Origin of the sequence: Streptomyces sp. NPDC019396 (genome assembly GCF_040632375.1) — a bacterium.
In the GTDB taxonomy this organism is placed as follows: domain Bacteria; phylum Actinomycetota; class Actinomycetes; order Streptomycetales; family Streptomycetaceae; genus Streptomyces.
Map to the genome: position 1 here is coordinate 95950 of NZ_JBEYBS010000003.1, position 26577 is coordinate 122526.

A 26577-nucleotide genomic window follows, 5' to 3' on the forward strand; every position below is an offset into this window, starting at 1 on the left:
ACGGGATGAGCAGCAAGCGAAGGGTACGCAGGCTCGTCATCGGCGACGCCGTGTGGCTCTGGTCCCAGGGGCACGGGCACCCCGACGGGGTCTGCCGCCAGATTCTTTCGCTGACCCGCGAGGGGACGGCGGCCCGACTGCGGATCGTGTTCAAGGACGGGCCGGGGCTGATCGTGTCCGGGGGTTACTGGCACGACGGGCTGGTCGCCCGCAGTCAGGGCGAGGCCCTGAACCTGCATGAGCCGGGCGTGGTAAGGCAGTTCCTCGAAGCGGCACAGACCGCCGGGGTCAGTGCCCCGGCCGAGGTCGACGGCTGGACGCTGTACGACGCGATCGCGCGCGCCGACGAATCCTCCCCGTCCGCCTAGGGCGTGTTGCGAAAGTCCCGCCTGGTACGCGACTCCCCCAGAGCTTCGCCTGGGAGGTGCCCCCCAGCACGCACACTCACTGCGTTGTCGGACTCAGCCAAGTACGTCCAGTACGAGGACGACCCTCCGCCTTGCGATCGCACGCACCAGACGCCGCGAGCCCCACCCTCCGGGCGGACGGCGCTACTTTCGCAACACGCCCTAGCTTGATCCTTAACCTCGAGGTCCGAACAGGTCCGCCGGGTCAGGACCAGCGGCCGGTGCGCCCGAGCAGCAGAGCGGAGGCGGCGGTGCCCGCCGTGGAGGTGCGCAGGACGCTGCGGCCGAGGCGGTAGGGCTTCGCGCCCACCTCCGCGAAGGTGGCCAGCTCCTCCGGCGACACGCCTCCTTCGGGGCCGACGACCAGCACGATATGCCCGGAAACCGGGAGTTCTGCCGTGGCGAGGGGTTCGGCACCCTCCTCATGGAGGACGGCGGCGAAGTCCGCCCCGGCGAGCAGCGCGGCCACCTGGCGGGTGGTCGCGGCCTCCGCCACCTCCGGGAAGCGCAGCCGCCGGGACTGCTTGCCCGCCTCGCGGGCCGTGGCACGCCACTTGGCGAGGGCCTTGGCGCCCCGCTCGCCCTTCCACTGCGTGATGCAGCGGGCCGCCGACCACGGGACGACGGCGTCGACACCGGTCTCCGTCATGGTCTCGACGGCGAGTTCACCGCGGTCGCCCTTGGGGAGGGCCTGGACGACGGTGATACGCGGCGCGGGTTCCGCTTCCGTGCGTACCTCCGTGACGCTGACCTCCAGCCGGTCCTTGCCTTCCACGGCGGCGACGGTGCCGTAGCCGCCGGTGCCCTGCCCGTCGGTGACGACGATCTCCTCGCCCACCCGGAGGCGGCGTACGGACACGGCATGGCGCCCCTCCGGACCGTCGACGACGACGGTGCCGGGGTGCACCTGGTCCACGAGGAACACGGGGGCGGTCATGAGGGGTTCCTCAGGGTCAGGGAGGCGCTCGCGGCGGCCGTCTCGGCGGCGAGCAGCTCGGTGAGCTGGGCAGCGGGCAGGTCACGGGCGAGCCGGTGGCCCTGGCCCGCCCAGAGGGCCATGCCCTGCGGGTCGCCCGCCTTCGCGGCGGCCTTGCGCAGGCCCCAGGTGATGTGGTGCACCTCGGGGTAGGCGGCGGGAGCGTACGGTCCGTGCTCGCTCATGAACCGGTTGACCAGCGCCCGTGCGGGGCGGCCGGTGAAGGCCCGGGTCAGCGCGGTTCTGGTGAACACCGAGGCGGTCATGGCCTCCTTGTGCAGCGGGTGCGCACCCGACTCCGGGCAGACCAGGAACGCGGTGCCGAGCTGGGCGGCGTCGGCTCCCGCGGCCAGTACCGCGGCGATCTGGCTGCCGCGCATGAGTCCTCCGGCCGCGATCAGCGGAAGCCGTACCGTCTCGCGGATCTGCGCGATCAGCGCGAGCAGCCCGGTGCCCGAGCCGTCGAGGGCGGGGTCGTCGCGATGGGTGCCCTGGTGGCCTCCCGCCTCGATGCCCTGCACGCACAGGGCGTCGGCCCCCGCGAGTTGCGCGGCCTGCGCCTCGTCGACCGTGGTGACCGTGACGACGCTCAGGGTGCCGGCCCGCTTGAGCGCGGCGACGCTGGCCCTGGTGGGGCAGCCGAAGGTGAAGGACACCAGTGGTACGGGGTCGTCGCACAGGAGTGCCAGCTTGGCCTCATAGCCGTCGTCCCGTCCGCAGTCGGGATCGCCGAGCGGTGTCTCGTACCAGGTCGCCTCGCCCGCGAGCTGCTGCTGGTAGACGTCCACGGCGGCCGGATCGGCGTGCGCGGGCTGCGGCACGAAGAGATTGACCCCGAAAGGCTGCCTGGTGAGCCCTCGCAACTGCTTGATCTCCTGGTACATCCCGTCCGCGGTCTTGTAGCCGGCAGCGAGAAAGCCCAGGCCACCGGACTCGCACACGGCTGCCGCGAGATCCGGACAGGAAGCGCCGCCGGCCATGGGGGCCTGCACGATGGGGTAGCGGCAGAGACCCGAGAGCACAGTCGGCACGGAGGACATGCCCCGCATGGTGCCACGTCCCGGTGCCATGGCCGAATCCCGCGCCCATGAGCGATGGGGTCCTCAGCGGGAGGACCCCATCCCCGTACCTCTCAGCACTACTTCAGCGGCGTCAGCGGCCGTTGAACGCGTCCTTCAGCCGGGAGAACAGCCCCTGCTGGCCGGGCTGGAACTGCCCCGTGGGCCGCTCCTCGCCGCGCAGCTTCGCCAGCTCCCGCAGCAGCCTCTCCTGCTCCGGGTCCAGCTTCGACGGGGTCTGCACCTCGACGTGGACGATGAGGTCACCACGGCCACCGCCGCGCAGATGCGTCACACCGCGGCCGTGCAGCGGGATGGACTGCCCTGACTGGGTGCCGGGCCGGATGTCGACCTCCTCCATCCCGTCCAGGGTCTCCAGCGGCACCTTGGTGCCGAGGGCGCCCGCCGTCATCGGGATGGTCACCGTGCAGTGCAGGTCGTCACCGCGCCGCTGGAACATCGAGTGGGGCAGCTCGTGGATCTCCACGTACAGGTCACCGGCCGGACCGCCACCGGGGCCGACCTCGCCCTCGCCCGCGAGCTGGATACGGGTGCCGTTGTCGACACCGGCCGGGATCTTCACCGTCAGCGTGCGCCGGGAGCGCACCCGTCCGTCGCCCGCGCACTCCGGGCACGGGGTCGGGACGACAGTGCCGAAGCCCTGGCACTGCGGGCAGGGGCGCGAGGTCATGACCTGGCCCAGGAAGGACCGGGTGACCTGCGAGACCTCACCACGGCCGCGGCACATGTCACAGGTCTGCGCCGAGGTGCCGGGGGCGGCGCCCTCACCGGTACAGGTCGTACACACCACGGCGGTGTCGACCTGGATGTCCTTCGTGGTGCCGAAGGCCGACTCGCTGAGCTCGATCTCCAGCCGGATCATCGCGTCCTGGCCGCGCCGGGTGCGCGACCGCGGCCCGCGCTGGGACGCCGTGCCGAAGAACGCGTCCATGATGTCCGAGAAGTTGCCGAAGCCGCCCGCGCCGAAGCCTCCGGCGCCGCCGCCCGCGCTGGACAGGGGATCTCCGCCGAGGTCGTAGACCTGCTTCTTCTGCGGGTCGGAAAGCACCTCGTAGGCGGCGTTGATCTCCTTGAAGCGCTCCTGCGTCTTCGGGTCCGGGTTCACATCCGGGTGGAGTTCCCGCGCCAGCCGCCGGAAGGCCTTCTTGATCTCGTCCTGCGATGCGTCGCGGCGCACGCCTAGTACGGCGTAGTAGTCCGTGGCCACTTACGACTCCGCCAGGATCTGTCCGACGTAACGTGCCACTGCGCGTACCGCTCCCATCGTTCCGGGGTAGTCCATGCGGGTCGGTCCGACCACGCCGAGTTTGGCGACGGCTTCGTCGCCCGAACCGTAGCCGACAGCGACCACGGAAGTGGAGTTGAGGCCCTCGTGGGCGATCTCGTGCCCGATCCGGACCGTCATACCGGAGTCCTTCGCCTCACCGAGCAGCTTCAGCAGCACGACCTGCTCCTCAAGCGCCTCGAGGACGGGCCGGATGGTGAGCGGGAAGTCGTGCCCGAAGCGTGTCAGATTGGCGGTACCGCCGATCATCAGCCGCTCCTCGGTCTCTTCGACGAGGGTCTCGAGCAGCGTCGAGAGCACCGTCGACACCGTGCCGCGGTCCTCCGCTTCGAAGGAATCCGCGAGGTCCTGCACGAGCTGCGGCACATCGGTGAAGCGCCGGCCGACGACCCGGCTGTTCAGCCGCGCCCGCAGATCCGCGAGCGAGGTCTCGGAGAACGGCGCCGGGCAGTCCACGTGCCGCTGCTCCACCCGGCCCGTGTCGGTGATCAGCACCAGCATCAGGCGTGCGGGCGCGAGCGCCAGCAACTCCACATGCCGCACCGTCGAGCGGGTCAGGGACGGGTACTGGACCACGGCGACCTGCCTGGTCAGCTGCGCCAGCAGCCGCACCGTGCGGGCCACGACGTCATCGAGGTCCACGGCGCCGTCGAGGAAGTTCTGGATCGCCCGCCTTTCGGGGGACGACAGCGGCTTGACGCCGGCGAGCTTGTCCACGAACAGGCGGTAGCCCTTGTCCGTGGGGATCCGGCCGGCGCTGGTGTGGGGCTGGGCGATATAGCCCTCGTCCTCCAGCACCGCCATGTCGTTGCGCACGGTGGCGGGCGACACGCCGAGCCGGTGACGCTCGGTGAGCGCCTTGGAACCGACCGGCTCCTCAGTGCCCACATAGTCCTGGACGATGGCGCGCAGAACCTCCAGCCTGCGTTCGCTGAGCATCGTGCGCACCTCCAGCTGTGGTTCATCGGCGGATCGGTCGGTCGGTGTGATCTGGCACTCACCAGGGCGGAGTGCCAAAGCCCCCCGGCCAGTGTACGGCCGTGAGGTACACCCCGAGCAAGGGCGACCGGACGGCGAACACGTCACGGACCCTGCCACAGAGCTCGCGACGGAACATGTCGCGGGGCCCGTCGCCGGGACCAGCGGCAGCGCCCGCCACGGCAGCGCGTGGGGCTGTCGTCCCCTTACGGGATAGCGTCGCCTCATGGACGTCAGTTGGGAAGACTTCGGCTGGGAGCGCCTCGCCGACGGGGTCGGGCGGCGGCGGCTGCCCGTATGGGACGCGACAGCGGCCGTGGTGGTCGGGGATGACGCCGTACTCCTGTACGACACGGGTGCCACGCTGCGCGAAGGCGCCGAGCTGCGCACCCAGATCCAGTCCCTGCTCGGCGGCCGGCGTGTGACACATATCGCTCTCAGCCATCCGCACTTCGACCACGTGTTCGGCACGGCGGCGTTCTCAGGGGCACGGGTCTACGGCGCGGTCGGGACCGACCAGCTCATGGGGCTGGCACGGGAGCGGGACGCCCTGCGCGACGACGCCATCAGCCAGGGTGTGGCGCCCGCCGAGGCCACCCAGGCCGCGGACGTGCTGGTGGCGCCCCGGCATGTGGTCAGCGGTGAGTGGACCCTGGACCTCGGTGGCCGCCAGGTGCTGCTGGCCAACGTGGGGCCCGGTCACACCGGCCACGACCTCGTGGTGCTGGTGCCGGGCACGGCGGGCGGCCCCGGGGTCGTGCTCTGCGGTGACCTGGTCGAGGAGTCCGGCGAGCCCCAGGCCGGTCCGGACGCCATCCCCGCTCGCTGGCCCGCTGCCCTCGACAGGCTGCTGTCGCTGGGCGGGGACGACGCGCTCTACGTACCGGGACACGGGGCGGTCGTGGACGCGGCTTTCGTACGCGCCCAACGGGATGAGCTGGCCCGGCGGTTCGGGGTGTCGTAGCGTCTGCCCAATGCGCAGCTACAGCCCTGATCTGACGCCCCCTTGGAAGCGGTCCGCCCCCGCGCCCGAGGTCCCCGCCGAGTGCGACCTGGTCGTGGAGGAGGCCGGAACGGGCTTCTGCGGCGCGGTGATCCGCTGTGAGGCGGGAACGGTGACGCTGGAGGACCGCTTCGGCAAGCACCGGGTGTTTCCGCTGGAGCCGCGCGGTTTCCTGCTCGAGGGCAAGGTGGTCACGCTGGTGCGGCCGTCTTCGGGCGCCCCGGTGCGGCCCACCCGCACGGCATCCGGCTCCCTCGCCGTTCCCGGGTCACGGGCCCGGGTGGCCCGGGCGGGGCGGATCTATGTGGAGGGGCGGCACGACGCGGAGCTGGTCGAGCGGGTCTGGGGCGACGATCTGCGGATCGAGGGCGTGGTGGTCGAGTACCTGGAGGGCATCGACGACCTCCCGGCGATCGTGGCGGACTTCGCCCCCGGGGCGGACGCCCGGCTCGGCGTGCTCGTGGACCACCTGGTGCCGGGCTCCAAGGAGTCCCGTATCGCCGCGTCCGTCACCGACCCGCATGTGCTCGTGGCCGGGCATCCGTACATCGACGTCTGGGAGGCGGTGAAGCCGTCCTCGGTCGGGATCGCGGGCTGGCCCTCCGTGCCGCACGGACAGGACTGGAAGACGGGCGTGTGCCGGGCGCTGGGGTGGCCGGAGAACACGGGGGCCGCCTGGCAGCACATCCTGTCGAAGGTGGGCAGCTACAGGGATCTGGAGCCGGCGCTGCTGGGGCGGGTGGAGGAGCTCATCGACTTCGTGACGGCGACGGACTGAACCGCGAGCCCGCTCAGGCCTCGCAGCACCCCGTCCCGGCGATGTTTCCCGGGTCCGCGTCCCTCCGGGGCCCCGGGGAGGCACCGGGCCTCCAGCGCGCTGAGGCGACCCGGCTGAGGCGTCCTAGTCGACCAGATCCCGGACCACCGCGTCCGCCAGCAGCCGCCCTCGCAGGGTCAGCACCGCCCTGCCCTGCTCGTACGAAGCGGGGTCCAGCAGCCCTTCCGCCAGGGCTCGGCGGGCGGCAGTGAGCCCCGCGGGGCGCAGCAGGTCCAGCGGGCAGCCCTCGCGCAGCCGCAGCTCCAGCAGGATCCGTTCGACCCTGCGGTCCTCGTGGGGCAGGATCTCCCGCCCGGCGCCGGGTGAGCGGCCCTCCGCGAGGGCCGTGGCGTAAGCGCCGGGGTGCTTCACGTTCCACCAGCGGACGCCGCCCACATGGCTGTGGGCGCCGGGCCCGGCTCCCCACCAGTCGGCGCCCCGCCAGTACAGCTCGTTGTGCAGGCAGCGCCCGGCACCTGACGTGGCCCAGTTCGACACCTCGTACCAGTCGAATCCCGCCCCGGACAGCACCTCCTCGGCGATCAGATAGCGGTCGGCGTGCACGTCGTCGTCGGTCATCGGCACCTCGCCCCGGCGGATCCGCCGGGCGAGCTGTGTGCCCTCCTCGACGATCAGCGCGTAGGCACTGATGTGGTCGGGGGCGGCGCCGATCGCCGCGTCCAGCGAGGCCCGCCAGTCGTCGTCGGTCTCCCCGGGCGTGCCGTAGATCAGATCGAGGTTGACGTGCTCGAAGCCCGCCGCGCGTGCCTCGGCGACGCAGGCCTCGGGGCGGCCGGGTGTGTGGGTGCGGTCGAGGACCTTCAGCACATGCTTCCGGGCGCTCTGCATCCCGAAGGACACCCGGTTGAAGCCACCGGCCCGCAACTCCGAGAGATAGGCCGGGTCCACGGACTCGGGATTGGCCTCCGTGGTGATCTCGGCGTCATCGGCCAGGCCGAACTCCTCGCGCACCGCCCCGAGCATCCGCACCAGGTCGGCGGCGGGGAGCAGGGTCGGTGTACCACCCCCGACGAAGACGGTCCGCACCTGGCGGGGGTCGTCTCCGAGCACCTTGCGGGCCAGCCTGACCTCCTCGATCAGGGTGTCGGCGTAGTTGTCACGGGAGGCCAGGGCGCCTCCGCTGCCGCGCAGCTCGCTCGCCGTGTACGTGTTGAAGTCGCAGTAGCCGCATCGGGTGGCGCAGTACGGGACGTGCAGATAGAACCCGAGGGGCCGGTCGCCCGCACCCTCGAGGACGTGCGGGGGCAGCGACCCGTCCGCGGGCACGGGCTCACCATCGGGCAGTACGGAAGGCATGCACACCATTGTCCGCCACCCGTCGACTCCCCCGGACCCGCGGTCCGGAGGCGGCAGCGTGCCTGGGGCCGGGGGTTCAGCGTGCCTGGAGCACCAGCAGCGCCAGATCGTCGCCGGGTGGGGTCTCCGCGAAGGTGTGGACGGCCATCCTTATGCGGTCCGCGACACCCTGGGCGCTCAGGCCCGTGCACTCGGCCAGTGCCCGCGCCAGCCCGTCGGAGTCGTCGAACATCCGCTGGCCCGAGCGCCGCTCCGTGACGCCGTCGGTGACGCAGAGCAGTGTGTCGCCGGGCTTCAGCACAAAGGTCTGGCTCTCGTACGTCGTGTCCCCGACCACCCCCAGGAGCAGCTGGGACGCGCCTGCCGGCCGGACGGTGCCGTCCGGGCGCAGCAGCAGCGGGAGCGGGTGGCCCGCGCAGGCCAGGGTGCAGCTGACGCCGCCGCCCGGGAGTGGTGTGAGCTCCCCGTACAGCAGGGAGAGGAAGCGCGACTGGGGACTTTCGGGTACCGCGCTGCCCGGGGTCACCGCCATGAGCGCCGCCGCCTCCGCCGCCTCCATGGCGTCGTCGAGCAGCAGGTCGTTGAGGCGGTCGAGCACCTGGCCGACCTGGTAGCCCTCGCGGGCGAGCAGCCGCAGCCAGGGGCGGGCGAGACCGGTGACGACGGCGGCTTCGGGACCGCTGCCCTGGACGTCGCCGAGCATGAAGCACCAGCGACCGCCCTTCCCGGCCGGGAAGATGTCGTAGAAGTCGCCGCCCGCGAGACCGTCGCCGCTGGGCTCGTACACGAGCGAGCTGTCGACCCCGGGGATCTGGGCCACCTGGGCGGGCAGCAGTCCGCGCTGGAGCACCCGGCTGATGGTGGCCTGCCGGGTGTAGGCACGGGCGGCTCCGACGGCGAGTCCCACCCGCCGGGCGAAGTCCTCGATCAGCGCGGTCGCCTGGTCGGGGATGCCCGCACAGGTGTCCGCGCCGTGCTCGCCCTCGCGGGCGAGCAGCAGAGTGCCGAGCGGCCGGGCCCCGGCGGCCAGCCGCAGGGCCATGGCGCTGCCGACCGTGCGCCCCGCTTCCGTGCCGGGCGCCGCGACTGCCCCGCACGGCCATGGGACGGGGACGGTCGCTGCGGTGCCGGCGGCCTCACGCGGTAACCGCGGCGGGTCCGTGATCAGTGCCGTGTGCAGCTCCTCGATCCGGGACTCGTCCGCGTGCCAGACCTTGGCGAGCCGGGGTGCGGGGCCGGTCTCACCGTCCAGCCACACCGCGCACCAGTCGGCGAAGCGGGGTACCAGGAGCTGCCCGGTCAGGGCGGCGACCATGTCCTCGTCCAGCTGTCCGGCGAGCAGATCGGACGCCTCGGCGAGGAAGGTCAGTGCGCCGCGCCCGGTCCAGCCGGGGTGGTCGTCGCGCTGCTCGGGCGGCGTGCGGGGTGGCGGGGGGCTCACGGGGAATCCGATGACGCCGTGCGCCGCTTGAACTCCCTGAACGCCTGGGACGCCTTGGACACCTTGCTGGAAACCGGTGAGGCCGGTCGGGCCGGCCACTGCCGGGATCTCGGAGCCGTCGAGCGGCAGTTTCGCCCACACCGCCTTGCGGCCCGTGCGGTAGATGATCCCCCAGGACCCGGCCAGCGCCGCGACAAGGCGCAGCCCCCTGCCGTACTCGGGCTCGCCCGCCGCCACGCCCGGATCCGATCCCGGATCGGCGGCGTGACCGCGTACCGACCGGGCCGGGTGGTGGTCACCGACCTCGACGACGAGGGACGCCGGATCGTCATCCGTCGCGGTGTCCAGCCGTACGAGCACCTCCACGGTGGTCCCGGCATGCACCACCGCGTTGGTCACGAGTTCGCTCACGACCAGCGCGGCGTCCTCGGCCAGCCGGTCGGCCCCGCGCACCGGAACCGTCCCGAGCCGTGTCCACTCGGCGATTGCCGCGCCCACGAACCGCCGCGCGGCCGATGCGGCGGCCGGGTTGGCGGGCAGGCTGGTGCGCGCCGTGGCACGTGCGGCGGCGCGCTGTGAGAGCAGGTGCCTCGACCGCCGGGCGGCCGTGGAGGCGTTGGCGGCCGTTGCGGTGTTCTCCTGCTGTGTCGGTACGGACCCCACGCTCGGCTCCTGTCCGGCTCTGTGTTGCCCTGTGCTGCCCCGGTGAACGACTGACGACACGGACAGGGTGACAGACCGGACTCACTCATAAGCACGGAGTCATCGAAGTGCCCGATATGACCACACCCGGATGAAGGAATTCCGTGCTCTGAAGCGGGAGAGAAAAGGCGCGGGCGCGACGAGGAGGACTTCCTCGTCGCGCCCGGCTCAGGGCCCTCGGGGCTACGCCTCGCGTGACCCCTCGTACATCGATTCGATGAGGTCCTTGTACTCGCGCTCCACGACGGGGCGCTTCAGCTTCAGGCTGGGCGTCAGCTCGCCGTGCTCGACATCGAGGTCACGCGGGAGCAGACGGAACTGCTTGATGGTCTGCCAGCGCTGGAGGCCCTCGTTGAGACGCTTCACATAGCCCTCGATGAACTTCTGGGTCTGCGCGGCCGCGACCACCTCGGCGTACGACTTGCCCGCGAGCCCGTTCTCCTTGGCCCAGCCGAGGATGGCGGCCTCGTCCAGGGCGATGAGGGCGGTGCAGAAGTTCCGGTCGGCACCGTGGACGAGGATGTTGGAGACGAACGGGCAGACCGCCTTGAACTGGCCCTCCACCTCGGCCGGGGCGATGTACTTGCCGCCGGAGGTCTTGATGAGGTCCTTCTTGCGGTCGGTGATCCGCAGATAGCCGTCGGGCGAGAGCTCGCCGATGTCCCCGGTGTGGAACCAGCCGTCCGCCTCCAGGACCTCGGCGGTCTTCTCCGGAAGCCGGTGGTAGCCCTGCATGATGCCGGGGCCGCGCAGCAGGATCTCGCCGTCGTCGGCGATCCGGACCTCGGTGCCCGTGAGCGGCTTGCCGACCGTACCGGTGCGGTAGGCCTCGGCGGGGTTCAGGAAGGACGCGGCGCTGGACTCGGTGAGTCCGTAGCCCTCGAGGATGTGGATGCCCGCACCGGCGAAGAAGAAGCCGATCTCGGGCGAGAGCGCGGCCGAACCGGAGACGGCGGCGCGCAGCCGCCCGCCGAACGCCTCGCGGAGCTTCGAGTAGACGAGGGCGTCGGCGATCTTGTGCTTGGCGGTGAGACCGAAGGAGGCCGAGGCTTTTCCGGTGCGGCGGAAGGTGTCCTGGGTCTCCTTGGCGTACGCCCGCGCCACGCCCGCGGCCCACTGGAAGATCTTGTACTTGGCCCCGCCGCCTTCACGGGCCTTGGCGGCGACGCCGTTGTAGACCTTCTCGAAGATCCGGGGCACGGCAGCCATGTAGGTCGGCTGCACCACCGGCAGGTTCTCGATGATCTTGTCGACGCGGCCGTCGACGGCGGTGACGTGTCCGACCTCGATCTGGCCGGAGATCAGCACCTTGCCGAAGACATGGGCGAGCGGCAGCCAGAGGTACTGGACGTCGTCCTTGGTGATCAGGCCGGTCGAGGCGACGGCCTTGGCCATGTACGACCAGTTGTCGTGCGGCAGCCGGACACCCTTGGGACGGCCCGTGGTGCCCGAGGTGTAGATGAGGGTGGCGAGCTGCTCGGAGGTGATCGCCTCGACCCGCTCCTTGACCGCGCCGGGGTGCTTGGCCAGGTACTGGGCGCCGCGCGCCTCCAGATCCGCGAGGGAGACGACCCAGCCCTCCGGGTCTTCGTCGGACGGCTCGACGCCCTTGGGGTCGATCACGACGACATGCTGCAGGTTGGGCAGCTCGACGCGCCGCTCACGGGCCTTGGCCAGCTGCTCGGCGTCCTCCGCGATCATCACACGGCTCTCGGAGTCGGCGAGGATGTACGAGGACTCCTCGGCGTTCGTCTGCGGGTACACGGTCGTGGTGGCCGCACCCGCGCAGAGGATGCCGAGGTCGGCGAGGATCCACTCGGCCCGGGTCGTGGAGGCGAGCGCGACCCGCTCCTCGGGCTGTACGCCGAGGTCGATGAGGCCCGCCGCGATCGCATACACCCGCTCGGCCGCCTCGCCCCAGCTCAGCGACTTCCAGTCATCGGGCCCCTGCCCTGATGCCGCGGGTACCGGGTACCGGTACGCCTCCGCGTCGGGAGTGGCCGCCACCCGCTGGACAAAGAGATTCGCCACGGAAGGCGGACGGTTCTCGATCAGGGTCTTTGCGTCGGTCACGACATCCTCCGGGCCTGCTGCTGCGGCGTTGCTGCATGACTGGCTGATTGCGCTACGGGACACGGTTGTTTAACTCGCGAGTAACCCGTCAGGCGTTGTCAGGGTAAAGGCCATGGCTCCCCCACGTAAGGGGGAGCAGGCTGCCGCTTCATAACGAACAGGCCCCCGTGCCGGGGGCACGGGGGCCTGTGGGGCGGTTCAGGCGAACAGAGGTGTTTGGTGCTTCCGGGCGACTCACGTGCCGGCCTGAGAGCCGGCTGTGAGCTTGCCCGGGGGTCGACCGCGGACCCGATCGCGGACCCGCCACGCGAACAGCCGAGCCCGGGAGGAGGCCCGAAGGACGCCCGGAGGACACCCCAGGGCCGCCAGGGGCCTACTTCTTCGCCTTGCCGCCCCCGGAGTCGTCGCTGGAGAGCACCGCGATGAAGGCCTCCTGCGGAACCTCCACGGAGCCGACCATCTTCATCCGCTTCTTGCCTTCCTTCTGCTTCTCGAGCAGCTTCCGCTTACGGGAGATGTCACCGCCGTAACACTTGGCGAGGACGTCCTTGCGGATGGCGCGGATGGTCTCGCGGGCGATGACCCGGGAGCCGATCGCCGCCTGCACCGGCACCTCGAAAGCCTGCCTCGGGATGAGCTCCTTGAGCTTGGCCACGAGCCGCACACCGTACGCGTACGCCTGGTCCTTGTGGGTGATCGCGGAGAAGGCGTCGACCTTGTCGCCGTGCAGCAGGATGTCGACCTTCACGAGCGAGGAGTTCTGCTCGCCGGTGGGCTCGTAGTCCAGGGACGCGTAACCGCGGGTCTTGGACTTCAGCTGGTCGAAGAAGTCGAAGACGATCTCGGCGAGCGGGAGGGTGTAGCGGATCTCCACCCGGTCCTCGGAGAGGTAGTCCATGCCGAGCAGCACACCGCGCCGGTTCTGGCAGAGCTCCATGATCGAGCCGATGAACTCGCTCGGGGCGAGGATCGTGGCCCGTACGACCGGCTCGAAGACCTCGTCGATCTTGCCCTCGGGGAACTCGCTCGGGTTGGTGACGGTGTGCTCGACGCCGTCCTCCATGACCACCCGGTAGACCACGTTCGGCGCGGTCGCGATCAGGTCGAGGCCGAACTCACGCTCCAGCCGCTCACGGATCACGTCGAGGTGCAGCAGGCCGAGGAAGCCCACACGGAAGCCGAAGCCGAGCGCCGCGGAGGTCTCGGGCTCGTACACCAGCGCGGCGTCGTTGAGCTGGAGCTTGTCGAGGGCGTCGCGCAGCTCGGGGTAGTCCGAGCCGTCCAGCGGGTAGAGGCCGGAGAACACCATCGGCTTGGGGTCCTTGTAGCCGCCGAGCGCCTCGGTGGCGCCCTTGGTCTGCTGGGTGATCGTGTCACCCACCTTGGACTGGCGGACGTCCTTCACACCGGTGATCAGATAGCCGACCTCGCCCACGCCGAGACCGTCGGCGGCGAGCATCTCCGGCGAGTTGGTGCCGATCTCCAGAAGCTCGTGCGTGGCGCCGGTGGACATCATCCGGATGCGCTCGCGCTTGCCCAGGTGACCGTCGATGACTCGCACATAGGTGACGACGCCCCGGTAGGAGTCGTAGACCGAGTCGAAGATCATCGCGCGGGCGGGGGCATCCGCCACACCTTCGGGCGCCGGGACGTCCTGGACGACCCGGTCCAGCAGCGCGTCCACACCGACACCGGTCTTCGCCGACACCCTCAGCACGTCCGACGGGTCGCAGCCGATGAGGTTCGCCAGCTCCTCCGAGAACTTCTCGGGCTGCGCAGCCGGAAGGTCGATCTTGTTGAGGACCGGCACGATGGTGAGGTCGTTCTCCATCGCGAGGTAGAGGTTCGCGAGGGTCTGCGCCTCGATGCCCTGGGCGGCGTCCACCAGCAGGACCGTGCCCTCACAGGCGGCGAGCGAACGGGACACCTCGTAGGTGAAGTCCACGTGGCCCGGCGTGTCGATCATGTTGAGGATATGGGTCCTGCCCTGACCATCACCCGTTGTGGGCGCCCAGGGCAGACGCACCGCCTGGGACTTGATCGTGATGCCGCGCTCACGCTCGATGTCCATACGGTCGAGGTACTGAGCGCGCATCTGCCGCTGCTCGACCACACCGGTCAGCTGGAGCATCCGGTCGGCAAGCGTGGACTTGCCGTGGTCGATGTGAGCGATAATGCAGAAGTTGCGGATCAGTGCCGGGTCGGTACGGCTCGGCTCGGGCACATGGCTAGGGGTCGCGGGCACGCAGGGTCCTGATTCTTGAGCGCCGAGCGCTCGTCTCGGGTCGTGTCGGATCGATACGCAGCCTCCATGGTCCCACGACCGGGGCCCTGAGCCCGGTTTGGGCCGCTCGCACCGTGGCTGGTAGCCTGGGCAGCTGTGTCTCGTACGCCCTCTCAGCTGCGAGCGCATCTTGGATAATCATCGAACCTGAAAAGGCTCTTTCGTGGCGAACATCAAGTCCCAGATCAAGCGGAACAAGACCAACGAGAAGGCGCGCCTGCGTAACAAGGCCGTCAAGTCGTCGCTCAAGACCGCGATCCGCAAGGCCCGTGAGGCTGCCGCTTCGGGCGACCTCGAGAAGGCCACCGTGGCCGCTCGTGAGGCGTCCCGCAAGCTCGACAAGGCTGTTTCGAAGGGTGTCATCCACAAGAACGCCGCCGCCAACAAGAAGTCGGCGCTGTCGTCCAAGGTTGCCTCCCTCCAGGGCTGAGCTCCACCCCCGGGAGGCGACTCCCATGACTTGATCGCCTGGGCGGATCCAGCGGGCCCTCTCTCATCCGCTCCCGCCCGGCACCCCGGACTCGCACGCGGCCTGCGTTCGCCACGCGGGTGCGAGACCAGCACTTCCCGGCCCTTCCGGCCGGACCTCAAGCCCCGCCTCTCCTTCCTTCCGAGGATGGAGCGGCGGGGCTTCGGGTTTTCGGACCCCGGTTTCGGGTTTTCAGGCGCGGACCTCGGGATTACGGGCCGGGATCTGGGATCTTCGGGCCCCGGCTTCGGGATTACGGGCCGGGGTCTCGGGGGTCTTCGGGCCCTGGCCTCGGCTTTCAGGCGCGGGTTTCAGGCCCGACGGCTCAGCGCCGCAGGCGCGCCGCTCTGGCCACCGTCACCACGGCCTTCTCCAGCGCGTACTCGGGGTCGTCTCCGCCGCCCTTGACACCCGCGTCCGCCTCGGCGACGGCGCGCAGGGCCAGCGCCACCCCGTCCGGGGTCCAGCCGCGCATCTGCTGGCGCACCCGGTCGATCTTCCAGGGCGGCATACCCAGCTCCCGTGCCAGGTCGGCTGGGCGACCGCCCCGGGCGGACGACAGCTTGCCGATCGCCCGCACCCCCTGCGCCAGCGCGCTGGTGATCAGCACGGGGGCGACACCGGTCGCCAGCGACCACCGCAGCGCCTCCAGGGCCTCCGCCGCCCGCCCCTCCACCGCGCGGTCGGCCACGGTGAAGCTGGAGGCCTCGGCACGACCTGTGTAGTAGCGCCCGACGACGGCCTCGTCGATGGCACCGGCGACATCCGCCACGAGCTGGGACACCGCGCTGGCCAGCTCGCGCAGGTCGCTGCCGATGGCGTCGACCAGCGCCTGGCACGCCTCAGGCGTCGCCGACCGGCCGAGGGCCCGGAACTCGGACCGCACAAAGGTCAGCCGCTCCGCGGGCTTGGTCGTCTTCGGGCAGGCGACCTCACGCGCCCCCGCCTTGCGTGCCGCGTCGAGCAGGCCCTTTCCCTTCGCCCCGCCCGCATGCAGCAGGACCAGGGTGATCTCCTCCACGGGCCCGTCGAGATACGCCTTGACGTCCTTGATCGTGTCCGCTGACAGGTCCTGTGCGTCCCGTACGACCACGACCTTGCGTTCGGCGAAGAGCGAGGGGCTGGTCAGTTCGGCGAGGGTGCCGGGCTGGAGCTGGTCCGGAGCGAGGTCGCGTACGTCGGTGTCGGCGTCGGCGGCTCTGGCCGCCGTCACGACCTGCCGCACGGCGCGGTCCAGCAGCAGGTCCTCCTGCCCCACGGCGATCGTGACCGGGGCGAGAGGGTCGTCGTTGGTGTTCTTCCTGGTGGCCATCGCGGACCAGCATCGCACGGGGCACCGACACCGCGGTGGGGTACCGACCTGCCGACCGGCCTACGGCTCCTCGCGCCAGCCGTCCCAGTCCGCGACGAACTCGTCCAGCTCGGCCGCGTCCAGTCGGCCCTCCGGATCCTCGACGACCACCAGCCACTGGGCGTCCTCTGCGTCGTCCTCGCCCGCCAGCGCGTCCCTGACGAGCTGGGGCTCGTCGAGGCCGCCGAAGTGGTCGCCTATGGCCTCGATGACCTCCTCTGCGGCGTCGCGGTCAGGCAGCACCAGCACATGTCTCACATCGTCCACCGCCACATTGTGCCGCTCATCCGGAGTCCGGCCGGCGCGCCTGCGGGACCTGGCGGAGCTCGACACCGAAGTGGTCCCGGTATGCGGCCAACACCTCGGCGTCGTCCCCGAGCTGCCGCTCCTCGCGTACGCCGTGCACCGTCGTCACCAGCTTCCGCCCGGTCAGGGTGATCCGGCCGTTCCCGGTGAGCCGGGAACAGACGAGGGACTGGGTGAAGTGCGAGGCGGGTGAGGTGCGGTGGTACCAGGCACCCGCCTCGAAGTCCGCCAGCACACGTGGCCGGGCTTCCACCCGGAACTGCGGTTTGCCGTCTCGCAGTACGTCGAGGTCGCCCGCGGGCGCCCCGACGATGCGGAACGTGCCCGCCGGGTCCAGCTGGTCTCCACGCTCCTCCATCATCAGGGGGTACTGGCTGTGCTCGCCGAACCCGACGTCCGCGAACCAGGGCCCGGTGCCGTCCTCGGTCTCGACACGCAGGGTGAGATGGCCGTAGGGGATCCCCAGCCTGCCGTCCTTCCCGAACGTCCGGGCCTGGAGCAGAGTGACCCCGAAGCCAAGCCCGCGCAGCAACACCGCGAACGACCCGTTGAGTTCGTAGCAGAAGCCGCCCCGGTGGGCCTCCACGACCTTGGCCAACAGCGGCTCGTCCGCCAGGACGATCTCCTCGCCCAGGTGCACCGCGAGGTTCTCGAAGGGCACGGAGAGCAGATGCCGGTGCTGTAGCTCGCGCAGCGCCGCGGCATCCGGTCGCTCCGGACGTGTGGCGCCGATACGGCGGAGATAGGCGTCGATGGCCTCCGGTGCTGTGGGCTGGGGCGTGTCCATGCCTCCAGTCTGGCCACCGGCCCACCAGTGCGCCATGCGCTCTTGGTCCTAGGCGGGGACCTAGGCCGGTCGGCCCAGGCGGATCTCCGACCACCGCCTGACATGCGACACCGGACGGGCTGCCTGGGTTGTGCCACATGACGAGCAGAGAGCCGGCACGTAGCCGCAGCCAGCGCAAGCAGGACGTGCTGGACCGGCTGGACCGGCTGGACCGCGATGAGGATGCCTGGATCGCCACGGCTTCGCCGTCCGGCGAGCCCTGTCTCGTGCCGCTGTCGTTCGTATGGGAGCGCGGCACCCTGCTGGTGAGCACGCGCCGTGCCAATCCGACCGCGATCAATGTGAGTCGCCAGGGCCGGGCTGTGGTGGCCCTCGGCCAAACCCGGGACGTGGTGCACATCGACGCGGACGCGGAGCTCGTCGAAGGCCGCGACCTCGCGAAGGAGTCGGCCGACGCGTTCGCGGCGAAGCTCAGCTGGGACCCGCGGGAACGGACGCCTTGGGTGTACATCAGATTCGCTCCTGTCGTGCTGAAGGCCTGGCGCGAGGTGAACGAGCAGCCGGACCGAGTGCTCATGCGCGAAGGTCAGTGGCTGGACTGACGGGGGTGAGAGGCCGCGCCCCGGGACACGGCACGCAGTTCCCCGCCAGCGCCGGTCACGGCGATCGCCCCGTCCTCGTCCGTACGGAGAACGGCGGCCCCGTGTGCCCGTAGAGCGCGGATCGTGCGCGGCGAGGGATGCCCGTAGCGGTTGTCCCGGCCGCAGCTGATCAGCGCCAGCCGCGGCCGGGCTCCCGCCATCAGTCCGGGGTGCTGGAAGGCCGAGCCGTGGTGGGCGACCTTGAGCACGTCCACGTGCGGGAGGGCGGGGAGATCCCGTATGAGCCTGCGCTGGGCCGGCGGTTCCAGATCTCCGAGGAGCAGCAGCGAGGGGCCGTCGGCGGCCCGGACGAACAGGGCGACGCTCGCGTCGTTGGGCCCGTCCGGCGGTGGTGCGGAACTGCCCGGCGGCCACAGCACGCGCCAGTCCAGCCGGCCCAGCCTGCGCCGCTCCCCCGGCACCGCGTGCACCAGCGGCACGCTGGCCGCCGCCGCCTCGCGCCGTACGAACGCCGCCTGGTCACGGGGCTCTTCGAAGGGCGTGGTCTGCACCATGCCGACCGCCCTGCCCCGCAGGACCCCGGCCAGCCCCGCCACATGGTCGGCATGGAAGTGCGTCAGCAGCAGGAGCGGGATCCGGGTGACACCCAGTTCGCTCAGACACCGGTCGGCCAGCTGCGGATCGGGACCCGCGTCCACGACCACCGCCGTACCGCGGCCCGCCGATAGCACGGTGGCGTCGCCCTGCCCCACGTCGCATATCGCGAACGTCCAGTCGGGTGGCGGCCACCCCGTGACCACCCTGGTCAGCGGGGCGGGCCTGATCACGGCGAGCATCAGCAGCAGCGCGCAGACGGCGACGGCCCAGGTGCGGCGCACCAGCACGCGGACGGCAAGGACCACCAGTCCGCCCGCCGCGGCGAGCAGAAGTCCGCCTCGCCAGCCCCCCGGCCAGTCGATCTGCGCCCCGGGAAGCGCCGCCCCGCTGCGGGCGACTCCCGCGATCCACTCGGCGGGCACACCGGCGCACCAGGCCAGCACCTCCGCGGCTTGCATCGCAACCGGGGCCACGGCGAGCGCGGCGAAGCCCAGCACCGTCGCGGGCGCGACCGCGAGCTCGGCGAACAGATTGCAGGGGATCGCCACGAGGCTGACCCGCTCCGCGAACACCGCGGCCACTGGTGCGCACAGCAGCTGTGCCGCACTGGCCGCCGCCAGCGCCTCCGCGAGCGGTTCCGGCACTCCCCGGCGTCGCAGCGCATCGCTCCAGCACGGGGCGATGGTGAGGAGTGCCGCCGTGGCGAGCACGGACAGCAAGAACCCATAGGTGCGCGCCAGCTTCGGGTCGTAGAGCACCAGCAGCAGCACGGCCGCGGCCAGCGCCGGAACCAGGGACCGGCGACGGCCCGTGCCGATGGCCAGCAGGGTGATGAGCCCGCAGGCCGCCGCCCGCAGCACACTGGGCTCTGGCCGGCACACCACCACGAACCCGAGGGTGAGCGCCGCCCCGGTCAGTGCCGTCGTCCGCAGTGAGAGCCCAAGACGTGGGGCCAGTCCCCCGCGCTCGGCCAGGAGCGCCCTGCCGGGCCGCCCGACGAGCACGCACAGCACGAGCGTGAGATTGCTCCCGGACACGGCCAACAGGTGCGTGAGATCGGTTGCCTTGAAGGCGTCGTGCAGCTCGGGACCGATCCGCGAGGTGTCCCCGACGACAAGCCCGGGGAGCAGGGAGCGCGCGTCCGGGCCGAGTCCGTCGGTCGCGCGACGGAGCCCTGCGCGCAGCGTCCCGGCCGTCCGTTGGACAGCGGACGGCGGCCCGGTGACCGCGGGCGGCCCCGTCTCCCGCACCCTCAGCACCGCGGCGTAGCGGCCGTCGTCGCCGAGCGGTGGCTCCGCGCGGGCCGTCAGCCTCAGCCGGGTCGAGGGCAGCAGACTCAACCACCGCGCCGCGGCCGTGCCCGGTCTGACGATCACCAGGACCGGGGCCCGTGTCGCCACCGCCGCGCCGTCGGGACCGGTGACCGTGGTGACCTCGGCGTCGAGTGCGATCGCCGTGTCCGTCATATGGGGTGCCTGGACCCGGGGCTGGAGAGTGCGCGGATCGCCCGTGACCGCCACCTCGACCGTGATCCGGCCGTACCGGCCCGCTGCCTCGGGGACCGGCCCCCGGTACAGATCGGCCCCGCAGAGGCCGCCCGCCGCCGCGCCCGCGGCGGTGCAGACCAGGACCGCGGCGACCGCCACCCGATTCCCGGAGGTCCGCGGCGCCCGACCCCGTAGAGCGGCCATGCACGCGGGCCCGATGAGCACGCCCGCCACGACGAGGCACAGCATGGCCACGGTCGCCGGCCAGGGTGGTCGTGCGGTGAGACCGAAGGCCGCGGCACCCCAGGCTGCGAGCGCGGGGAAGACCAGCCGGAGGTCGACCGGGCCCTCCTGCCGCGGGTCCGCCGCCGCGGCGATGCGCATCATGGCCGCACCAGGGCGCGTAGATCCGCGAATCTGCGGTCGCCGATCCCCTTGACCTCGCGCAGCTCGTCCACGGAGCGGAAACCGGCATGCTCGGTGCGGTAGTCGACGATGTGCCGGGCGAGCACCGGACCGACTCCTGGCAGCCCGTCGAGCTGGTCCGCGGTCGCCGAATTCAGGCTGAGGGGTCCCGTGCCAGGGCCGACCGGGATGCCCGCCGCGCCCGCCTGCCCCGGGGGCAGGCCCGGTGGCGGTGTGGCACCGACGAGCACCTGCTCGCCGTCGATGAGGACACGGGCCCGGTTCAGTCCGGTGAGGTCCGTGCCGGACCTCACTCCGCCCGCCGCGCGCAGCGCGTCGGCCACCCTCGAACCAGCGGGCAGTCGCAGCACACCCGGTCTGCGCACCTTGCCGCTGACATCGACCACGATCCGTGCCCCGCCACTCCCCGGAGCGGGCGGCAGCCCGGGAGCTGGCTTGGGCTCGGTGCTCGGGGGCACCGCGAGGCTGGTGCTGCGGCTGTCCCCGACAAGCTGCGGCGCACGCACTGTTTCCGGTCGCCCGGTCCAGAAGTGGTGGACGGCGAAGCCCACCGCGGCCACGAGGACGACCGCGAGCGCCGCGAGCGCCCTCGGCTCCAGCCCGCACCGGAGCTGGAGCCACAGGGGCAGCCTGTCGCGCACGGCATGACGCCCCCGCCCGCTCATCGGCACCGCCACCGTGGGCGCGGCTTCGGCGGTCGCAGGCGGAGGATGGACATCTGGCGGTCGGGCCACGGGCGGGGACGTCTGCGGCGGTGTGAAGAGCGCCTCCGCTCGCCGCCGCACCGCCGACTCCGGATCCGGGCCCGCGTCTGGGACGGGACCGGGAGCGGTGGTGTGCCGGACGTCAGGCGCCGCAGCGGTGAGTGCGGTAGCCGGCACGCGGGCCGGGCGCCCGGTACGCAATCGATGTCGACTGCCGCGGACCCGGCCGTCCGACCCCGGGGCGCGGCCCGGGCCACTGGTCGCGGAACGTGATCGCTGAGTCATGCCACCTGACGGTAGACACAACCGCCCATTCCCGCTGACCACCCCCAATTCCGGTGGATACTCTGCTCATTGTGGATATCTTCATCACCCGTACGAGCGAACTACCGGGGTGAGACCACAGCCCCCAGCAGCCCCGGCCCGGTGTGTGCGCCGATCACTGCCCCGACTTCGCTGACGTGAAGCTCCGCGAGATTCGGCACCCGCTCCCGGAGCCGCTCCGCGAGCGCCGAGGCACGCTCCGGCGCGGCGAGGTGGTGCACGGCGATGTCCACCTGGCCCGTGCCCGCTCGTTCGGCCGCGATCTCCTCGAGCCGGGCGATCGCCCTCGACGCCGTACGGACCTTCTCCAGCAGCTCGATCCTGCCTCCGTCGAGCTGGAGCAGCGGCTTCACGGCGAGAGCGGACCCGAGCAGGGCCTGTGCCGCGCCGATGCGGCCCCCTCGGCGCAGGTAGTCGAGGGTGTCGACGTAGAAGTAGGCCGATGTGGCCGCCGCGCGCTTCTCGGCCGCCGCCACGGCCTCGTCCAAGGCGCCGCCGGCGTCCGCGGCGTCCGCGGCCGCGAGCGCGCAGAAGCCGAGGGCCATCGCCACCATGCCGGTGTCCACCACGCGCACCGGGACGGGCGCTTCGCGCGCTGCCAGCACCGCGGCGTCGTAAGTCCCGGAGAACTCGGAGGACAGATGCAGAGAAACGATTCCGGTCGCACCGGCCTCCGCCGTGGCGCGATAGGTCGCGGCGAAGGTCTCAGGACTCGGTCGCGAGGTGGTCACCGGTCGCCGCTTCTGCAGCGCGAGGGCCAGCGATCGCGCCGACAGCTCGGTGCCGTCCTCGAGCGCCTGGTCACCGAGGACCACGGTCAGTGGTACCGCCGTGATGCGGTGCCGCGCCATCGTCTGCGGCGGCAGGTAGGCCGTGGAATCGGTGACGATCGCGACATGGCGGGACATGAGCGGGAGGTTACCGGCAGGGGGCGCCGCACGGCAGCCCGACCCCACCCTGCCCGGCCGTTCCGCTCTGCGAACGCCTGGCACGCGGGGCTCTGCCTGCTCTGCCCGGGTCCTGCCCGGACAGGACCTAGTTCGTCGCCTCCGGACGCGGCGCCTTCTGCCATGAGTACGGCTGTTGCCTCGGGTCCCGCTCCGTAAGGGCCTGCGGAGGACGCGCGCCATCCGCACCCGGTTCGGCGGTCCCCGCCTTCGGGTCGGCCGTCTCCCGTCGTCGGGCCGCCCCCTGTTCGGGCGCGGGCGTGTCCGGCCCGGCGGGGGCCAGGTCGGGCATGTCCACCGCCGACCAGTCCGGCTCCGCCCGTGACCAGTCGCGGAGCGCGCCCGCCTCCACGTCGATCTGTGCGCTCAGCGCTTCCAGGTCCTCTGCTGCGAACGCCCGTGCGCGGTCCCGCGCGGCCCAGCGCAGCGAGTCCGCCGATTGCGCGATCCGCTCCACGCGCTCGCGCAGCTCGGGCAGCCGCTGCGCGACCCTGCTCCGGTCCGGTTCCCGCTCCAGCCGGCGGAGCTGGCCATCCAGCTCATGGCCGTGCGCGCTCAGCTGCTCGAAGAGGCCGATCGACTCCTTCAGCGACGCGTCCTCGGCCACACCTGCGTGCAGCGCGTCCTGAGTGGCCTTCATCGAGGTGCGCAGCCGCACCCGGAGCTGGGCCAGCTCACCGGCGACACCGGTCTGTCCGAGGCTCCTCGCGCGCAGCGTCGTGTCCTCCACCGTGCGCTTGGCCTGGCTGATGGTGCGGTCCACGCCCCTTTTGGCCGCGCCGATCGCCTTCACGCTCACATACACCCCGAGCGCCACGAAGGCGACGAAGAGCAGCGCCAGGATGACGATGACTTCTAGCACGGAACGCCCTCCGGTTCGTATGCGGTGTGTCCTCCCACCGTAAACGCAGCGGGCAGGCCAGGGGTTCCATCGGAACCCCCAACCTGCCCTTAGGGGAAACTCCAGGGACAGGGCCCTGGCCTGCCCGGACCTACGCGGTGACGATGTTCACCAGCTTCGGGGCCCGGACGATCACCTTGCGGATCCCGGCCCCGTCCAGGGCCGCGACCACGGCCTCATGCCCCAGCGCCAGGGTCTCCAGCTCGGCGTCCGTGATCGACGGCGCGACCTCCAGACGTGCCTTGACCTTGCCCTTGATCTGCACCACGCAGGTGACGGCCTCGTCCACCACGTACGCCGGGTCGGCGACGGGGAAGTCCGCGTGGACCACGGACCCGGTGTGCCCCAGACGGTGCCACAGCTCTTCCGCGATGTGCGGGGCCAGCGGAGCGATCAGCAGAACCAGCCGTTCCGCGACCGGCCGCGCCACCGGGCCGCCCGCCTTGGTCAGATGGTTGTTCAGCTCGGTGATCTTGGCGATGGCGGTGTTGAAGCGCAAGGCGGACATGTCCTGGCCGACCCCGTCGATCGCCTTGTGCAGCGCGCGCAGCGTGGCCTCGTCGGGCTCGGCATCCGTGACGGTGACCTCGCCGGTCGCCTCGTCCACGACATTGCGCCACAGGCGCTGGAGCAGCCGGTACTGGCCGACGACGGCACGCGTGTCCCATGGCCGGGAGACGTCCAGCGGGCCCATCGCCATCTCGTACAGGCGCAGCGTGTCCGCGCCGTACTCGGCGGCGATCTCGTCCGGGGTGACTGCGTTCTTCAGGGACTTGCCCATCTTGCCCAGCTCGCGCTTGACGGGCTCACCGTCGAAGAAGAACTTCCCGTCCCGCTCCTCGACCTCCGTGGCCGGCACCGGGAATCCACGGCTGTCCCGGTATACATACGCCTGGATCATGCCCTGGTTGAACAGCTTGTGGAACGGCTCGACTGACGAGACATGACCCAGGTCGTACAGCACCTTGGACCAGAACCGGGCGTACAGCAGGTGCAGCACGGCATGCTCGGCACCACCGACGTACAGGTCGACACCGCCGTGCGGCTGGCCCTCGCGCGGGCCCATCCAGTACTGCTCGATCGCGGGGTCGACCAGCTGCCGCTCGTTGTGCGGGTCCAGGTAGCGCAGCTCGTACCAGCAGGAACCGGCCCAGTTGGGCATGGTGTTGGTCTCACGGCGGTAGCGCTTGACCCCCTCGCCCCGACCCAGGTCCAGCTCGACGTGCACCCACTCGCCGTTCCGCGACAGCGGGGTCTCGGGCTGGGTGTCGGCGTCGTCGGGGTCGAATGTCCGCGGGGCGTAGTCGTCGACCTCGGGCAGTTCAAGGGGCAGCATCGAGTCGGGCAGCGCGTGGGCGACGCCGTCCTCGTCGTAGACGATGGGGAAGGGCTCGCCCCAGTAGCGCTGGCGGCTGAACAGCCAGTCGCGCAGCCGGAAGTTGATGGTTCCCTCGCCGATACCGCGATCGGTCAGCCAGGCGATGATCTTCGACTTGGCCTCGGTGACGGCCAGACCGTCCAGCGAGATCTCGTCGTTCGACGAGTTGACGGCCGGGCCCTGGCCGGTGAAGGCCTCACCCTCCCAGCCGTCCGGCGGCTGCACCGTACGGATGATCGGCAGGCCGAAGGCCTCGGCGAACTCCCAGTCGCGCTCGTCCTGACCGGGCACGGCCATGATGGCGCCGGTGCCGTATCCCATCAGCACGTAGTCGGCGACGAACACCGGGATCCGGGTGCGGGTGACGGGGTTCAGGGCGTACGCGCCGGTGAAGACACCGGTTTTGTCCTTGTGCTCGGTCTGGCGCTCGACATCGCTCTTCGACTGGGCCTGCTTGCGGTACGCGGCGACGGCCTCGGCCGGGGTCGCGGCACCGCCCGTCCACAGCTCCCTGGCGTCCTGCGGGATGTCCTGCGGCCACTCGGCGGGCAGGATCGCGTCGATCAGGCCGTGCTCGGGCGCCAGCACCATGTAGGTCGCGCCGAACAGCGTGTCGGGGCGGGTGGTGAAGACCGTGGCCGGCTCGCCCTCGTGGCCCTCGACCGCGAAGTCGACCCGCGCACCCTCGCTGCGGCCGATCCAGTTGCGCTGTTGCAGCTTGATGGCTTCGGGCCAGTCCAGCGCGTCCAGGTCGTCCAGCAGCCGGTCGGCGTAGGCCGTGATGCGCATGTTCCACTGGCGCAGGTTGGCCTTGAAGACGGGGAAGTTGCCACGCTCGGAGCGGCCGTCGGCCGTGACTTCCTCGTTGGCCAGGACGGTGCCCAGGCCAGGGCACCAGTTGACGGGGGCGTTCGACGCGTACGCCAGGCGGTACTGCCCCAGGGCCTCCGCGCGCTCGACAGCGCTCAGCCCGCTCCAGGAGCCGCCGGACGGAGTGGCGCGCTCACCACTCTCGAACTGCGCCACCAGTTCGTCGATCGGGCGGGCCTTCTTCGCGTCCTCGTCGTACCAGGAGTTGAAGATCTGGGTGAAGATCCACTGGGTCCACTTGTAGTAGTCCGGGTCGATCGTCGCGAACGACCGGCGCTTGTCGTGGCCCAGGCCCAGCCGGCGCAGCTGGACCTTCATGTTCTCGATATTGGCCTCGGTGGAGACCCGCGGGTGCGTGCCGGTCTGGACGGCGTACTGCTCGGCGGGCAGGCCGAAGGCGTCGAAGCCCAGGGTGTGCAGGACGTTGTGACCGGTCATCCGCTGGTGGCGGGCGTAGACGTCGGTGGCGATGTAGCCGAGCGGGTGGCCGACGTGCAGACCCGCGCCCGAGGGGTACGGGAACATGTCCATGATGAACTTCTTGGGGCGGGCGACGACGGCCGGGTCTCCGGCCAGCTCGCCGCTCGGATTGGCCGCCTCGTACGTGCCGTCGGCGTCCCAGAAGTCCTGCCAGCGTGCCTCGATATCGGCGGCCATGGCCGCCGTATAGCGGTGCGGTGCGGCCTCGGCAGCACCCGTGTTGGTCTCGGTCATGATCCCTTAAAGCTCCATCGGTCGTCTCTGCCAGCGGTCCCGGAACGGGCTGTGCCCACAAACAAAAGGACCCCTCACACAGGAGGGGACGCCGCGCTGACTCCGACCGGATGAGTCACCGGCCGGGACTGGTCAGCGCGGCCCGCTAAGCAGACGGCGTACGGCACGCATGGCGTCAGGGTACCGCAGGGTGCGTACTCGATGTGGGGAGCGGATCAACGGCCCACGAACACGCAGCGTTCACCCGTACACCGGGGGTGAGCACAATCTCGCCATTTGAGAACGTGATTCCGGCCACGCTCCAACCGCCTTCCGGGCCATTTCAGGCCTTGGGTTACTCGGCGTATCGCCC

Annotated in this window: 21 protein-coding genes; 5 read left to right on the forward strand and 16 right to left on the reverse strand. The window is 71.1% G+C overall.

What is annotated here, in order from left to right; translation table 11 throughout:
- The first annotated feature begins 5 nt into the window (after positions 1 to 5).
- A complete protein-coding gene (locus tag ABZ532_RS04390; RefSeq protein ID WP_361279533.1) occupies positions 6 to 368 on the forward strand; it encodes a hypothetical protein in 363 nt (120 codons plus the stop codon).
- Between the two features lie 244 nt (positions 369 to 612).
- On the opposite strand, the gene ABZ532_RS04395 is transcribed toward ABZ532_RS04390, so the two are convergent.
- The 4 genes from ABZ532_RS04395 to hrcA form a co-directional block, all read right to left on the reverse strand.
- Positions 613 to 1344 (reverse strand): 16S rRNA (uracil(1498)-N(3))-methyltransferase, encoded by a 732-nt coding sequence (locus ABZ532_RS04395; protein WP_361279534.1) that lies wholly within the window; start codon positions 1342 to 1344, stop codon positions 613 to 615.
- The gene (locus ABZ532_RS04400; protein WP_361279751.1) at positions 1341 to 2414 is read right to left on the reverse strand and encodes a nitronate monooxygenase; all 1074 of its coding nucleotides are present in this window, start codon (positions 2412 to 2414) and stop codon (positions 1341 to 1343) included. The genes ABZ532_RS04395 and ABZ532_RS04400 overlap by 4 nt, the downstream gene beginning before the upstream one ends.
- Before the next feature lie 121 nt (positions 2415 to 2535).
- On the reverse strand, positions 2536 to 3669 hold the full coding sequence (gene dnaJ, locus ABZ532_RS04405) for a molecular chaperone DnaJ (protein WP_361279535.1): 1134 nt from the start codon (positions 3667 to 3669) through the stop codon (positions 2536 to 2538).
- Positions 3670 to 4686: a heat-inducible transcriptional repressor HrcA gene (gene hrcA / locus ABZ532_RS04410; RefSeq protein ID WP_361279536.1), complete on the reverse strand. Its 1017-nt coding sequence runs from the start codon at positions 4684 to 4686 to the stop codon at positions 3670 to 3672.
- Between the two features lie 265 nt (positions 4687 to 4951).
- Here hrcA and ABZ532_RS04415 point away from each other — a divergent pair, with 265 nt between their 5' ends.
- The gene (locus ABZ532_RS04415) at positions 4952 to 5689 is read left to right on the forward strand and encodes an MBL fold metallo-hydrolase (RefSeq protein ID WP_361279537.1); all 738 of its coding nucleotides are present in this window, start codon (positions 4952 to 4954) and stop codon (positions 5687 to 5689) included.
- 10 nt (positions 5690 to 5699) lie between these two features.
- A complete protein-coding gene (locus tag ABZ532_RS04420) occupies positions 5700 to 6506 on the forward strand; it encodes a DUF3097 domain-containing protein (protein WP_361279538.1) in 807 nt (268 codons plus the stop codon).
- Between the two features lie 123 nt (positions 6507 to 6629).
- Here the strand turns inward: ABZ532_RS04420 and hemW are convergent, their stop codons facing one another.
- The 4 genes from hemW to lepA form a co-directional block, all read right to left on the reverse strand.
- Positions 6630 to 7862, reverse strand: coding sequence for a radical SAM family heme chaperone HemW (hemW, locus tag ABZ532_RS04425; protein WP_361279539.1), 1233 nt, complete (start codon positions 7860 to 7862; stop codon positions 6630 to 6632).
- 76 nt (positions 7863 to 7938) lie between these two features.
- The gene (locus ABZ532_RS04430) at positions 7939 to 9888 is read right to left on the reverse strand and encodes an ATP-binding SpoIIE family protein phosphatase (RefSeq protein WP_361279753.1); all 1950 of its coding nucleotides are present in this window, start codon (positions 9886 to 9888) and stop codon (positions 7939 to 7941) included.
- A 300-nt stretch (positions 9889 to 10188) separates the two neighbouring features.
- Entirely contained in the window at positions 10189 to 12078 is a 1890-nt protein-coding gene (locus ABZ532_RS04435; protein WP_361279541.1) for an AMP-dependent synthetase/ligase, read from the reverse strand.
- A 373-nt stretch (positions 12079 to 12451) separates the two neighbouring features.
- The gene (gene lepA / locus ABZ532_RS04440; RefSeq protein ID WP_361279542.1) at positions 12452 to 14323 is read right to left on the reverse strand and encodes a translation elongation factor 4; all 1872 of its coding nucleotides are present in this window, start codon (positions 14321 to 14323) and stop codon (positions 12452 to 12454) included.
- 202 nt (positions 14324 to 14525) lie between these two features.
- Between lepA and rpsT the strand changes: the two genes are divergently transcribed.
- Complete coding sequence (rpsT, locus tag ABZ532_RS04445) at positions 14526 to 14792, forward strand: 30S ribosomal protein S20 (protein WP_361279543.1); 267 nt, start codon at positions 14526 to 14528, stop codon at positions 14790 to 14792.
- Between the two features lie 364 nt (positions 14793 to 15156).
- On the opposite strand, the gene holA is transcribed toward rpsT, so the two are convergent.
- Genes holA through ABZ532_RS04460 form a run of 3 tightly spaced genes read right to left on the reverse strand, consistent with a single transcriptional unit; the run spans position 15157 to position 17275 of the window.
- Entirely contained in the window at positions 15157 to 16143 is a 987-nt protein-coding gene (gene holA / locus ABZ532_RS04450; protein ID WP_361279544.1) for a DNA polymerase III subunit delta, read from the reverse strand.
- Positions 16144 to 16203: 60 nt separating this feature from the next.
- The gene (locus tag ABZ532_RS04455) at positions 16204 to 16449 is read right to left on the reverse strand and encodes a hypothetical protein (protein ID WP_361279545.1); all 246 of its coding nucleotides are present in this window, start codon (positions 16447 to 16449) and stop codon (positions 16204 to 16206) included.
- A 16-nt stretch (positions 16450 to 16465) separates the two neighbouring features.
- Positions 16466 to 17275, reverse strand: coding sequence for an arylamine N-acetyltransferase (locus tag ABZ532_RS04460; protein ID WP_361279546.1), 810 nt, complete (start codon positions 17273 to 17275; stop codon positions 16466 to 16468).
- A 137-nt stretch (positions 17276 to 17412) separates the two neighbouring features.
- On the opposite strand from ABZ532_RS04460, the gene ABZ532_RS04465 reads away from it, so the two are divergent.
- Entirely contained in the window at positions 17413 to 17877 is a 465-nt protein-coding gene (locus tag ABZ532_RS04465; RefSeq protein WP_361279547.1) for a pyridoxamine 5'-phosphate oxidase family protein, read from the forward strand.
- On the opposite strand, the gene ABZ532_RS04470 is transcribed toward ABZ532_RS04465, so the two are convergent.
- The 5 genes from ABZ532_RS04470 to leuS form a co-directional block, all read right to left on the reverse strand.
- The gene (locus ABZ532_RS04470) at positions 17862 to 20348 is read right to left on the reverse strand and encodes a ComEC/Rec2 family competence protein (RefSeq protein WP_361279548.1); all 2487 of its coding nucleotides are present in this window, start codon (positions 20346 to 20348) and stop codon (positions 17862 to 17864) included. The genes ABZ532_RS04465 and ABZ532_RS04470 overlap by 16 nt on opposite strands.
- Positions 20345 to 21028, reverse strand: coding sequence for a ComEA family DNA-binding protein (locus ABZ532_RS04475; protein WP_361279549.1), 684 nt, complete (start codon positions 21026 to 21028; stop codon positions 20345 to 20347). The genes ABZ532_RS04470 and ABZ532_RS04475 overlap by 4 nt, the downstream gene beginning before the upstream one ends.
- A 449-nt stretch (positions 21029 to 21477) precedes the next feature.
- Positions 21478 to 22323, reverse strand: a complete 846-nt coding sequence (locus ABZ532_RS04480) for a DegV family protein (protein WP_361279550.1) — start codon at positions 22321 to 22323, stop codon at positions 21478 to 21480.
- Positions 22324 to 22450: 127 nt separating this feature from the next.
- Positions 22451 to 23224: a hypothetical protein gene (locus tag ABZ532_RS04485; protein WP_361279551.1), complete on the reverse strand. Its 774-nt coding sequence runs from the start codon at positions 23222 to 23224 to the stop codon at positions 22451 to 22453.
- Positions 23225 to 23354: 130 nt separating this feature from the next.
- Positions 23355 to 26225 carry a leucine--tRNA ligase gene (gene leuS / locus ABZ532_RS04490; protein WP_361279552.1) on the reverse strand — a complete coding sequence of 957 codons (2871 nt, stop codon included), beginning with the start codon at positions 26223 to 26225 and terminating at the stop codon, positions 23355 to 23357.
- Positions 26226 to 26577: the final 352 nt, after the last annotated feature.